This is a genomic window from Sphingobacterium paucimobilis HER1398 (assembly GCF_000416985.1).
In the GTDB taxonomy this organism is placed as follows: Bacteria; Bacteroidota; Bacteroidia; order Sphingobacteriales; family Sphingobacteriaceae; genus Sphingobacterium; species Sphingobacterium paucimobilis.
On record NZ_ATDL01000015.1, the window covers coordinates 170,224 to 183,980 of the forward strand.

8 protein-coding genes are annotated in these 13,757 nt (G+C 43.4%); 1 reads left to right on the forward strand and 7 read right to left on the reverse strand.

Translation table 11 applies throughout. The annotated features are described in order from the left end of the window. From M472_RS33725 to M472_RS33730, 3 genes are all read right to left on the reverse strand, one after another. Entirely contained in the window at nucleotides 1-3,450 is a 3,450-nt protein-coding gene (locus M472_RS33725; RefSeq protein WP_021070324.1) for a TonB-dependent receptor, read from the reverse strand. Nucleotides 3,451-3,578: 128 nt separating this feature from the next. Next, nucleotides 3,579-4,739: a FecR family protein gene (locus M472_RS0122705; protein ID WP_021070325.1), complete on the reverse strand. Its 1,161-nt coding sequence runs from the start codon at nucleotides 4,737-4,739 to the stop codon at nucleotides 3,579-3,581. 112 nt (nucleotides 4,740-4,851) lie between these two features. Beyond that, complete coding sequence (locus M472_RS33730; protein ID WP_021070326.1) at nucleotides 4,852-5,433, reverse strand: RNA polymerase sigma-70 factor; 582 nt, start codon at nucleotides 5,431-5,433, stop codon at nucleotides 4,852-4,854. A 530-nt stretch (nucleotides 5,434-5,963) separates the two neighbouring features. Here M472_RS33730 and mph point away from each other — a divergent pair. Continuing rightward, nucleotides 5,964-6,851, forward strand: coding sequence for an Mph(E)/Mph(G) family macrolide 2'-phosphotransferase (gene mph, locus M472_RS33735; protein ID WP_021070327.1), 888 nt, complete (start codon nucleotides 5,964-5,966; stop codon nucleotides 6,849-6,851). 227 nt (nucleotides 6,852-7,078) lie between these two features. Here mph and M472_RS33740 read toward each other — a convergent pair whose 3' ends face one another. From M472_RS33740 to M472_RS33755, 4 genes are read right to left on the reverse strand one after another with little or no spacing between them, the layout of a single operon-like run. Beyond that, a complete protein-coding gene (locus M472_RS33740; RefSeq protein ID WP_021070328.1) occupies nucleotides 7,079-8,572 on the reverse strand; it encodes a calcineurin-like phosphoesterase C-terminal domain-containing protein in 1,494 nt (497 codons plus the stop codon). 6 nt (nucleotides 8,573-8,578) lie between these two features. After that, nucleotides 8,579-11,401, reverse strand: a complete 2,823-nt coding sequence (locus M472_RS33745; RefSeq protein WP_081643152.1) for a M16 family metallopeptidase — start codon at nucleotides 11,399-11,401, stop codon at nucleotides 8,579-8,581. 58 nt (nucleotides 11,402-11,459) lie between these two features. Then, nucleotides 11,460-12,272, reverse strand: coding sequence for a hypothetical protein (locus M472_RS33750; RefSeq protein WP_021070330.1), 813 nt, complete (start codon nucleotides 12,270-12,272; stop codon nucleotides 11,460-11,462). An 11-nt stretch (nucleotides 12,273-12,283) separates the two neighbouring features. Then, nucleotides 12,284-13,753: a RagB/SusD family nutrient uptake outer membrane protein gene (locus M472_RS33755; protein ID WP_021070331.1), complete on the reverse strand. Its 1,470-nt coding sequence runs from the start codon at nucleotides 13,751-13,753 to the stop codon at nucleotides 12,284-12,286. Nucleotides 13,754-13,757: the final 4 nt, after the last annotated feature.

Genomic DNA, 13,757 nt, shown 5'->3' on the forward strand with positions numbered 1-13,757 from the left:
TTAAAATGTTAAACTGGTACCAAAACTAAATGTACGCTGCTGCGGGTAATACCCGTTATGTACGCTGGGACTCTCTGGATCCAGGTATTTAAACTTGGCAAATGTCAGTAGATTAGATCCCGCCAAAAAGACACGAAGTGACTTTATATTAAATCGCTTAAGTGTTGACTCGGGCACTGTATAACCTAAAGCAGCATTTTTCAAGCGGACAAAAGCTCCATTCTCTATCCACCAGGATGAATCTAGGGAATTACCTCCGCTGGGTACCAAGGAAAGACGTGGGTACCTGGCTTGGGTGTGCTCGGGTGTCCATGAATCCTCAAGCAGGTACCTCGGACTATTGTATCCATTGCCATAGAAGGCCTTTGTAAAAATAGTATTGTCCGGAATACCATGGTCATACATGCCACTGAGCAGTATATCATTCAGTGCGCTTCCTTGCCACATCATGGAAAAATCAAATCCCTTGTACTGCAGATCGACATTGAAAGCATACATCAACTCTGGCAGATCGGGACGTGTGCCGACAGCCATATCGTCCTGCCTGGTGAGCTTGCCATCTCCGTTGAGGTCTTTGTATATGATGTCGCCAAGACGCTTATAACCTCCTCCGGGAGGTGCTGGCGTATTCTGCAATTGCTCCTCGCTCTGATATAGACCAGTCGCAATATACACCAGACGCTGCCCTATGGACTTACCCAATAAGCTCTGCCATGGGTGTATATTCTCGGTCTCCACTATAGAGAGAATTCTATTCTTGGCATAACTCATATTGCCACTGATATTGTACTGTAAAGATCCCACGTGATTACGGTATCTTAGCTGTAACTCCATGCCCCTAGCATCTACGGCGCCACTGTTTTCGATGGTCGGGAAGTTACCGCCAAGGGAGGATGGATAAACATTTCCAATATTCTGTAGGATATCATAGGTGTATTTGTAGAAAGCATCAAACTCTACGCTGAGCTTATTGCTCCAAAGGCCTGTCTCGACGCCGATATTGTAGGTTCTTGTCTTTTCCCAGGTTAGATCAACACTTGGATAAGAACTGCTGGAATTTAATCCAAACTTTTGCGTAAGCTGATCGCCTAGTGCAATAACCGGAGATGATGATAGATTGAAGTACTGTCGATATAAGAAGGGATTGACATTGTCTTGCCCTAACAGTCCGGCGGAGCCTCTGAGTTTGAAGGAATGTTCTTCTCCTATGTTATCTTTCCAAAATTGCTCATTAGACAATATCCATCCCATAGATACAGAGGGAAAAAATCCCCAACGGGAATGAGCTGGAAATTTATAAGATCCGTCTCTTCGGAAAGCTACTTCTACCAGATACCGAGAATCGTACGCGTAATTGAAACGACCTACATAACCTGCTCTAACGGATTGATCTGACATACCAGCATTGGGTGTAGGAGGAAATACCTGCCCAAGAGACAGCTCTGGAAGGTCCCGAAGTGGAAATCCCCATCGGGAAGCAAAAAGAGTATTGGAATTGCCACGTTGCCATTCAAAAAGCAATAATCCTTCCATATCATGCTTCCCTATCTCCATTTTGTAGCGTACGGATGGACGCACTAACAACTGACTGAAATTATCGGAATTCTGGAACAAACTGCCATCGGCCAAGAAACCGTCCGAGAGTGTCCTGGAATAGGTTCCGGTTTCAGAAATGAACGTATTGAGATAGTATGGGGTCGAAAAGCTTTTGGAATTTGCGTATTTTCTATCAAAGCTTCCGAAGAATGCCACAGTCAATCCATCGATATATTTTGGAGAATAGGATAATTGTCCTGATGTCTCAAAAAGTGCATTTTTACCTTCCTGAAAACCGCTTAATTCCGCTGCAGCAAAGGGATTCAGCGTCATATAGGAGGATCCTGTAGGAAGGCCTTTGTATTCGAATGGTAGAAATGGATACATATATAGAGCCTGTGAAATAGGATTGAACAGAGCCTGCTTTCCGTAAGATATAGATCCAGGGGCATAGGAATCTTCCAAGCGTCCCGCTAGGGAAAGGGACAACAACCAGCTGGCATTAGGATTCATATCGATATTGGTCCTTACATTATACCGCTCGAACCGCATATCCTTGACTACGCCTTCTTGCAACATACCGCCTATACTACTGAAATATCGAATATTCTCATTGCCGCCATGGAGCGAAATGTTATGTTGTGTAGAAGCCGCAGCATGTCCTAGAAATTCCTTTTGCCAATTGGTGTTCTCTAGTCCATCGGAAGGATCTCCATTACTCATCAGGGCAATTTGCTCCTCGCTAAACCACGGCTTATTTCCATCCATTTCGTTGGCTTTATTATGCCATCGCGCATATTCTGTTCCGTTCAAAAAATCAGGAAGTTGCGTGTTTTGAGAAGCAGTGACGGAGCCGTTATAACTGAAGGTCGGTTTGACCCCGTTTTTTCCTCTTTTGGTTGTTACTAAAATCACGCCATGTGCACCTTTGACCCCATAGACCGCTGCTGCCGCTGCATCTTTTAATACGGACACAGTCTCCACATCGTTGGGGTCGACGTTTTGAAACGAACGTTCGATTCCATCCACTAAAACGAGTGGGCTGGAGTTATTATAAGTGCCATACCCTCTAACCAACATAGAAGCTCCATCGGCTCCTGGCTGTCCACTCTGTTGCTGAAATACGACGCCTGGCAGCTTTCCGACTAGAGCCTGGCTGACGTTGAACATGGGCACTTTTAATATCTCTTTGGACGAAACCTGGGCTACCGAACCTGTGAGATGGGTTTTGGCCTGTTGCCCATAACCGACTGAGACTATAACCTCCTCGATATCAGACTGAAGTTCTTCAAGCTGAATAGACAGTAACCCAGACAATGGTAACTCTACTTCTTTGGTTTTGTAACCGAGATAGCTAACAGAAAGCTTATCCCCTGCTTTTACGGAAACTGTAAATCTTCCTTCACTATCGGTTTTTACCTCTATAGCTCTCTTTTTGACAGCGACACTAGCTCCAGCAAGCACTTGACCGGAAAAGGTCTTGACTTGCCCAGAGACAGTACGTTCCTGATCACCCCGGTTATTGGATGTTGGATCGACAACTGTTATCGGTTTTTCAATCCGCTGTATAATGATGGACTTTTTCAATATCTCGTATGAAAGATCTTGCGATGGTAAAAGAAGGGATAAACCTTCTCGTAAAGGCTTGTCTTTTAATGACACATCAATCGGCTCTGCTCCCGAAATTATCTCCGCATTACAGATCACGGTATAACCGGTCTGCTTTTTAATCTCGCGAAAGACCTGTAATAGGGACATATTCTTGCCTTTGATAGTAAGCGTCTGTGCGGATACATCCGCTCTTGCTTGCACGAGTAAGGCCAGAAGGAGAACAAGAACCATTTTCATAACAATCAGGTATTTAAAAAGTGGGCGTACGTGTGTATACCCCAATGATACGATGTAATTTTTCATTACCTTTGATTGGTTTTAGTTAGTTAAATAAAATACGACTCTATTTTTCTAAGAACTACAACCGCCAGTCGGGGAAGGTGCAAACTTTCCCGGCTTTTTGAAATCGATCGTAAGTTCTAGCTATGCACTTACTTCATAACCACAGTCCTCCTTCCTTGCATGCTGTATGTGATGCGTTTATCGATTCTTTTGATAACCTCCATCACTGTATCAAAATCTTCATAACGGGATACAGCTCCCCAAATAACAATATTCTTTATACGGGGGCTAAGTTCAATGTCGATATCATACCAACGTTCCAAACGTCGTGCTATGCTCTCTAAACTCTCGTTATTAAACATAAACTCGCCATTCTTCCAAGCTAAACATTCATCCATATCGACTGTCTCCACAGATATTCCTGTGGTGGAAACCAGTGACTGTTGCCCTGGCCGTAATATTTCAGATCCTTGGCCTCTCGCTGGAGAAACTTTAACACTTCCCTCGAGTAATCCAACCCGGGAGATCCGTTCGTCTGTGTAAGAATTGATATTAAAATGGGTGCCCAGCACCTCTACTTGTTCTTTTTCGGTCTTTACAATAAAGGGCTTTTTCTTGTCAGATGCGACTTCAAAATAGCCTTCGCCCTCTAGATAGACCTCACGTCGATCGCCAACGAAGGTGACTGGGTAAACAAGTTTTGACTCGGCATTGAGCCATACTTTGGTTCCATCAGACAATGTTACATGGTACTGTCCTCCTCTCGGAGTTCTCAACAGCAACTGGGTGCGAGCCACTAGATCTTGATCTACAACAGTGTGTCCTCCATCGTAACGAACCTCATTATCAATAACGATACCTTGATGTTCTGAACTAAGAAGAATCTCCTCTCCATTTGCTAAAGTCAAAATTGCTTTATTATTGCCTGCTGGGATGGTGCTACTAAACTGTTCTGTACTGCTACTAGAATCACTGACAAACGGATAAAGGATATACCCCCCTATTCCAAAACAAAAAATGATAGAAGCCACTATAGCATATCTGAACCAAGGCCTACGCTGTTTAATATCTCCTGCTCTGGTGTGTGTCAATATGTAATTCAGATTATCCTCTTCACGTTTGACAAAATCTGCATCGAATAAGTATTCATACTCTAACAATAATTCACGAATTCCTTCTTCACTTTTAAGCTCATCGGTTATTTTTTTCAAATCTGGATATTTAGTGAATAGGAGACGCAGTTCCTCATTGTCCTCTGGGGACAATAATCCATTGATATAGTCTTTTAATAGCGGAATAAGATGGTTCATAGTTTTATAATCGCATTACATTAATAGAAACACGATACAGATAGAAATCTGACGAGAAAAAGTATAATTTTCACAACATACAACCTAAACAACTGTTAGTCAGAATGATATTTTAAGAAAAAAAGCTATACAATAAAGCACTGAGCAAAGCGGAATTGTGCAATTTGAAATGAGTACGCAGAATCGCTAGTGCACGTGAGCGATTAGCGTACACGACATCTGTACTCACCCCCAATCGTTGACTTATCTCCTCTACAGTCAACCCTTCTAAGAAACTCATGTGAAAGACTTTGCGCTGGCGCTCGGAGAGCTTTTCTACCTCTTTATAGATGGCGGCCATCAGTTCGGCATGAACCATTTTTGTATAGACATCTACGTCTTGTGCTAAATCAAACTCGGTATTTAAGATAGACTCTAAGGGGTCTTCAAGAACAGGTTTTCTAAGGTAATTGAGACAGGCATTCTTGGTGCAGATATAGAGAAAGGCCTTTAGCTTTTCTTCATCCGAGAACAAATGCCTATTATTCCACATTTTGATAAATGAATCGGCAACGATTTCTTCCGCTGCCTCTCTAACCTTAACATACCGCATAGCAAATAACAGCAGCTTCCTGTTATACAAACGATAAACAGCAATAAGGCTTTGTTCCTTATTCTTATGCAATCCATCAATCAAAAGAGAAGGGCTGTGCATTTGCTTTATAAATCGTTCGTTAAAAATATAGTGTTATCAAAATTTAAGGCTTCTGTCCCTAGAAGACAGGCCAAAGTAAGCAACAATTCTTGGAAAAACAATTCATATTCCTCAGAAACCTGCGAAATAAAATGGTAAAATACTGTAACTAAAGAAGTAGCGCCATAATGACAAGTTAGTTAAAAATTGATAGTATACTATCGACAGTTTGAAATCCTATATCTATGTTATAGAGAAGGGTAACTCTTGGATGAATGAACAATAATTTGCTATCTTTACGAGTATGTTATACTCCAATAATATAGCTATGATGGCAAAACCTTGGTTTTCCTAATCTAACCGCCACCTGGATGGCTTCAATATGACAGTAGTTCTACTGTCTTTCAATTCGTGTATCAGATTATTGTCCCCAAATGGAAAAATGGGATCCATATGAAAGTAAGGTGGATAAAGTGCTATCCCGATATATGTCTTTCTGAATTCCTGTTGGGAAACTGATACTCACTTAATAACTACAAAACAGTATAGAAATGACAATCAAAGATATTCAAATATTAGCCCTAGAACACGGGCTGAAAATCTCGGACGACATTAGCATCAACGAGATGGGCATCGACTTTAGAGTTGCTTTTGTAAAGGAAGTCGACGGTCAGAACTGGGTGCTCCGAATTCCTCGAAGGAAGGATATGATCGAACAGATCCAAAATGAAAGCAGGATATTGGATCTGGCCAAAAGAAACCTCTCCGTCCATGTTCCTGATTGGAAGATTGTATCGGAGCGTCTGATTGCATACCCGCTACTGGAGGATGCACCTGCCCTGACATTCGATGCCGTGACACATGAGATTTCCTGGAATATAGATCCCAATAGTGTAGCTTATGTGCGGTCTCTGGCCAAATCATTGGCCGAGCTGCATCGTGTTGCATCTGACGATGTCAGAAAAAGCAATTTGAAAATAATGGAGCCTAATGAACTGAGAACTGAAACAGCTAACCGTATCCAGTTGGTGAAATCTGAACTAGGTATCAGTGAGACCTTGGAAAGTAGATACCGCAGATGGCTGGACAATGACCTCTTGTGGCCTGATTTCACTTGCTTCATCCATGGTGATCTCTATGCTGGTCATGTCTTGACCACTAAGGAAGGTAAGGTATCTGGTATCATTGACTGGTCTACTGCGCATATGGGTGACCCTGCAATGGACTTTTCTGGTCACTTATCAGTTTTTGGAGAGGATAGTCTGAAGCTTTTGATAACTGAATATGTTAAACAAGGCGGAACGATATGGGACAAGATCTACGAACAATCTATAGAGAGAGCTGCTGCAGCTCCCTTGGCATATGGCGCTTTTGCAATAGAATGCAACGACGACAGGCATATAAGCGCTGCCAAAACAGCGTTAGGTATCAATCAATAAAATGAAGTAAGGATACTCCATGTAACCTTTTTGTTAACTAACTGAATATGTATACTATCGGCATGGGAATTGCAATTGTATCAGTATTCATAATTTAGGTTAATAATTGGTTAGTTAAAAATCCCTGAAGCTCCCCGCTCCAGGGATTTTTGTTGTGTGCATGACAGCAACCACCTGATAAAATCAAACCATCAGTAATAGATCTGTTCTAAAATACCAGAACTGACCTACAATGTTAAAAATACCTCTTGTATAAAGTCTACGCCATAATCATCACTAGCTCGGACGCGTATCCGACAGTTTTCTCTGTCTAAGGGGGATAAGGTGGATGGTATCCTGACCTTCCAAATATGTGGTGATTTTCGCTTTCCCAAAGGATTGACCCGGGTACCGGTGAGCGGATAGACCTTTGCTCGATTGCGCTCTATAATCTGCAGCACGGTAGGGTCTACCCTGCGTTCCTGTTGCATATCGAGCCACTCGCCCCCTTCAAACTGTACCTGTACTGACGTGCTGTCACTACCTACGTATACATTGGCAATAAGATCCAGACTGTCCACACTGAGGGCTATCTGCCTAGAAGCATCTAATCCTACTCCCTTGTACTGGATACGGTAGTCGCCATGGTGAAAATGTACCGTAAAATATCCTCGTGGAGCACCGCACTGCATGATTGCATGAGGGACACCGTCAAAATCCTTTTCGCCGGTCCACCAGTTGCCGCAGGTAGCTCCCGCTCCCAACTCATGAATATTGGGATGTCCAAAGTAATGACGAGTGATCTGATGGGTATGTCCTGACAACAGTAATACCTTGTGGTAAGGGGTCAACAGTTCGATAACCTCTTGGCGATTGCGCGTATGTGCCATGGGGATATGCTGGCTGAGCACTACGGGCATGTACTTGGGTACATAAGCAAGGTCATTCTTCAGGAATTGAATTTGATCTTCGGACACACGTCCTTCATAACCGTTCTTGCCTGTGGAAAATACATTATTGAGAACGACAAAATGTACTCCTGAATAATTGAAAGAATAGGTATCGGCACCAAAGTTACGATTGAACACATCGGACATATGGGATGGATTGGCCGTATTTCGATCGTGATTGCCCACTAGCGTCCATGATGGTGTGGCAATTTTTTCGAGTGCGTTTTTCAGTTTTGGCAACAAGGGCATGTTGTCATTGACCAGATCACCTAAAAAAATATTGAACGCCAAATCCTGGCGCTGTGCCAGTTCTTGTAAGACACTTCTTGACGCATAGCCCAATTCTTCTTCATTATCGACCTGAACGTCGCCTATCGCTCCAATAGTAAATGAGTCCTCCTTTGGAAGCTTATGCAAACCAAAGTGGATCTCCATCTTATCTGATGAAACACTCTCCGGATCCAAGTAAAAGAAATTGGCATTGGTAACAATAATACCCTTTTTAGCAAAGCTATACCCTGAAGGGAGAATCGGGAAAATGGATTGCCCTTTTATGGCCTGAATCTCATACCGGCCTTTCTTGTCGGTAAGGACGATGTCTCGACCGTTTGAAACTAAAGCAGCCTTCAGCCCTCTCTCCTTTTGATCGGGAAGACCATTCGCATTATCGTCCAGATAAATCCGACCTGTGATTCGGATGGTATCCGACGAACGGGATTGGGCGTCTGCGACAGATGCGGCTAAATTGACCGCAAAAAATATAAACCAAAAGACGATTTGTTTAAATCTCATAACTAGTTATTTTTTTGATATTCCTTCCTTGGGCAGCATAACGGCCTGAATCGAAATCTGAGAATCGATGTAATCTGCCTTACAAAGGTCAGCAATATCTTGTGCTGTGATACTGTTCAAAATATGATCAAAATCGCCGATATAATTCCAGTTGTCAATTCCGTAAAACAAGGTATTACGAATATAGGTCGACCAGAAGGAATCTTTCTGTTTGTTAATGGCCATCTCTTTGAGTTGATTGGATTTGATATCGGCCAGCTCTTTTTCGAAGGAGCTTGGATCGGAGGCTACTTTGGCCAACTCTTGTTGCGCTGCCTCAATCAACACTTCTACATTTTTGGGATCGCAATTGAACGATATGCTCTGACGACTCAAGGCATCTGGATAAGGGGTCGCACTGGCGCTGACACCGGCGCTGTAAATCATCCCCATGCGTTCTCTCAATGTCGCCTGTAGCTTCATTCTCAGCACAGCGGAGAGTATATCACTTTTTAAGTTATAAACCTCGATCGGTTCGGAAATTGTGTTTTTCTGTGTGATAAGGGATACCGTAGCTTTGGGAGAATCGCTCACCGCGCGCTCGAACCGAAGCGTCTGTCGAGGTACGACAGGTCTCTCGTATACATAGCTGGTGTCTACGCTACCCGAAGGAAGGCCACCTAGGTAGGTCAATACCAACTCTTTTAAGACGTCTTCATCAAGATCAGTAGAGAGCACAAAGGTATATCCATTGGCATTGCCATACATCTTGTTGAAAACCGGCAGTATGCGTGACGCATGGAGTTCGTTCTCGATGATGGATTCGTTGATCTCGCGATTGGTATAATCACTTCCATTCAACATCTGCCCCAATTCGAGCTGGTAGATATTCGCATCGGTCTTGATTGCCGTACGATAGCTTTCTTTCGCTTTTTCCTTGATCAAATTGAAGTTTTTGCTGTCTACCCGCGGTGAGGTCCATCGCAGATATAGCAACTGGAACAGGGTCTCGGCGTCTTTGAGATCGGCACTGCCTGCAACGCCCGAGCGTGTCTTGTCAATGAGAAAGCGCATGGATGCCGATTTGCCATTGAGATACTGTGCCAAGGACTCACGGGACAGGGTACCCGCACCGCTCAGCGCTGCCACATTGGTCGCATACTGTGCTGTTAGGTAGTCCGCACTGTCCAGCGCATACATTCCTCCCTTTCTGAACCCGGTTATGGTAAGCTTGCTGTCTCGAACCTCTGGTTTTTTGACAATAACCCGTACACCATTGGACAATTCGTACACGGTGGATTTGATCTCGGGTACTAAAGTAGTCGCTATAAGAGTACTAGCGACAGGTGTCTCTTCTAACAATTGATCGTGCTCTTGGACGGCTAAGTGGTATGGCAATACCTTGGCTTTACCAAGGCTATCAAAAATGGTGTAGATACGCTCTTGGGAGGGCAATATAGGATCTACCTTGGGATAGGATGTCAACTGATATTGAATCCTTTTGGGCTGCATTAAGGAGCGTAGCTCTTTGCGCAGGGATTGGGCATCTACCCGGTCTACCGTGGCTTTGTACCATTCATACTCGGAAGCGGTACTGATCATCTTTTGATCTTTATAAAAATCATTGTAGATCTCATCCATCAACGAGGTGGAAGCGACTGGCGCCTTACGCTCGAGCTTGCGCTGTAGCGCTCTGCCATAACTCGTTTTTACTGCTTCGATCTCCGTATCTAGAAAACCGTGCTGTAGCATCTGCTCCAGATGCACCGCAAAATCTATGATCGATTTTTCGGGCTGTTCGGGATTGATCTGCACGGAAGCTAAGCCTATTTTCTTGGTATTTAAGAATCCGGAAAATTGTACAGAAGCACTTTTGTAGGCTGGATTGTCAAATGTGAGATTGCTCAAACGACGCTTGATCAATTGATTCAACAGACTGCGTCTTAGATAGGACTCGTAATCTTTTTCGGTGTTGACAGGGCTGTCTTTCTTGAACAATTGGATCAAACTCAAATCAGCCTTGGTACCTTCGGGGTCTACGATCCGTTCAAAACTCCGTGTGCGGTAATTCGGTATATCATAGGTGGGGATCTTATTTCCTCTTTTGCTGGGAATACCCTCAAACTTGGCATGAATCATGGCTTCTATCTCGGGCACTGATACATCACCGACGACGGCTACGGCCATGAACTGTGGATCGTACCATTGATGGTAGTAATCTACTATCTCCTGCCGCTTGAAGTTCTTGATGACTGCTGTATCACCGATTACTTTGCGCTCGGCAAAACGGGATCCATTCAGCAGCTTGGAGAGGAAGGCCTGTTGTACCACTTCGTTTGCCTTTTTGGTCGAAAACCACTCTGACATGATGACTCCACGCTCCTGCTCTATCTCGGTACTGTCGAGCGTAAGCCCGCCCGCCCAATCGGAGATAATGGTCATGGTCTGATCTACAAACTTGCTGTCCGAGGTCGGCAGCTGCAATTTGTAAACGGTCTCGTTGTAAGAGGTGTGCGCATTTACGTCTTTACCAAATTTGGCACCATTGCTCTCGAGATAGCGTATCAGGGTCTCATTGGGGAAGTGTGTCGTACCATTGAACGCCATATGTTCTAAAAAATGAGCTAAACCACGTTGTTTCTCATTTTCTAAAACAGATCCGGACTTGACAAATAACCGATAGACGGCTTCATTTTTTGGGAAATCATTGGGATAGATATAATAGGTCATCCCATTCTTTAACTTACCTTTAATTAACTTAGGATCTTCTGGGTTACCAGAAACCCAGGAACTCATAATCGGAACGGCTAAAACTAATAATAACCCACCTAATCGCACTTTTCTAATCATTTTTCTATCGTTAAAAGCCAAGCTAAAACATATTTAGCTTGGCTTATTCTATTCGTTTCTATTTACGCATCAAATCATCCAGATTGGTATCCAGCTGTGCAGCGTAATATTGACGGAGCAACTCCACTTTCTTCTTAACTAAAGGGTATACGTCGGTAACTGCTTCGATCTGCGCTTTGGTATTGGAAGCTACCCAGGCGACATAAGTTGAGTAGTCTTTGTCTTTGTCCGGAGGCAAGACTTTATTGCGATAGACATAGCCTTGCTGGTACATCATGGCATCTGACGTCAATCCCATCCGCTCGTAGGTAGATACCGCCCAGAATGCTTCAGGCTGTTCTTCTACCTTAGCGATGAGACTCAAAGCAAAACATTCGTGAATCTCTTTGGCCGCCGCCAATTTGGTGGCTGCTGTCTGCGGAAACGTCTTAGGCCCTGCTCCTCCGAAAATGATATGATTCATGCCAGACAGGGCATAACTCTGTACCTTCGTATTCTTGGTTGCATTCAATGTATCGGCTAACAAGATCTGATAGGGCAACATCTTCCGCAGCAGTTCATCTGGATAGACCTGGAATAGCGTCTCATCCATAAAATTGAACAACTTTTCGGCATCTTCCTCTGATTTTGGCAGGGTATGCTCGTAATTTCTGCGTGAGTCCCAGTTCCACTTGACATCCTTTACCGTATAATCCATACGGACGTAAGTGTTAAAGTCATCATAAAATACCTTGACACGCTTCTGCCAAGCGGTGTTTTCAGGTAACTCTAACGCTTGATTGAAATCAATCTCGGGCGTGATCTTATCATCTTTACTACAGGAAGTAAATACCACACCTCCCAAAAACAGATATACTAATATTTTTTTCATTGTCTTTCTACTTAGTTTTCAGGAGTTTTTTCTTCCCGGTTATTCAACTGAATGGTCGGATTGTAATCCCGTTCTGCACGAGGGATCTCCAATGTGTAGTTGGCATCCCCTTTCTTTAATCTATAGGTTTCGGTATTGCCTCCTTTATAATACATGACGTGCTTTAACTCGGGCATCCCCTGTCTTCTTAAATCCCACCAACGGTGACATTCTTCAAAGCACAGTTCGCGGCGACGCTCTTCCCAAACCATCTTTAACAAGGCTTCATTGCTCTGAAAATCGCCTTCCGTCAGATTGACATAGTTCGTTATACGGTGCCTACGTAACTCATTAAGGAGCTGTAAAGCTTCTGTAGGATTGGGACTGGCCTTACGCAAATAGGCTTCTGCCATATTGAGATATACTTCGGCTACACGCCATGCTTCTCCTTTTGCAAATGATGGTGTACGTGAAAATTTTATCGGTAGATATTGTGTTGTCGCATCAAAAAACGCCTTGAGTCTTTGGTCTTCTGGAGTATATAAGGACAATAGATTGTTTTCGGAACGCTGGGATACCTGAAAAAACGGACCTGTACCTTTTCCGGAAAGCGAATAGATGTAATTATAAGGAAGCTGAACATCACCAAAGTTGAAGATCAATTCTGGGTTGGTCCGCTGGGCGATGAAAGAAAAACTAGTCTTACCGAACGTAATACCCGAAGCTGTAATATCGTACAGGAGGCTATTTTTACGCATCAGCTCATTGCCATAACTGATGACTGCATCAAAGTCTTCCATATACAGGGCTATCCGCCCAGCTAAAAACAAAGCAGCTTCTTCTGTAATTTCAAAGTTATTATTCGGCTTGTCTGCTCTTTTGAACAGATCTAAGGCTTTCGCCATGTCCGAATTGATCAGGGCATAGGTCTCGGCAACAGTAGCCCGGGATAATCTTTCAAGACTCGGCTTGGATTCTAACCATATACTGACACCGGGATCTGTAGCTGCAGTCGCCTGGTTATAAGGCTTGGCATATAGATTGACCAACGTGAAATAGTAATATGCTCGTAAGACATGGGCTTGTGCCATCAAAAGATTCCTGTCTGACTCTGCTCCTGTCATCTCCACAGTATTCAATATCACATTACACGCGAGGATATGCTTATAGCAAGCACCGTAGGAACCGTCTTTAAGATTAATCTCATTCTCCAGCTCTTTATCCCACAGAAAAACGGCCTTATTATTATTAACGGAAGAGGTCGCATCTTTGGTCAAATCACCAAAATAGACCTCGATATCATCGTCCATAAAGTGAATCCAATTAAAGATCTTCTGATAATCCGAAGAATAGGCGTCTCCGCGTAGTATCTGTCGGTACTGCTCGACGGTCTCGGGGATCAACAGGTCTTTGTCTGATTTTTCCAAGAATTTGTCACAGGATGTTAAACCCAATGCTATAACCCCTATGGTTAAATACTTGAATATATTAGTTCTTGTCATTTTA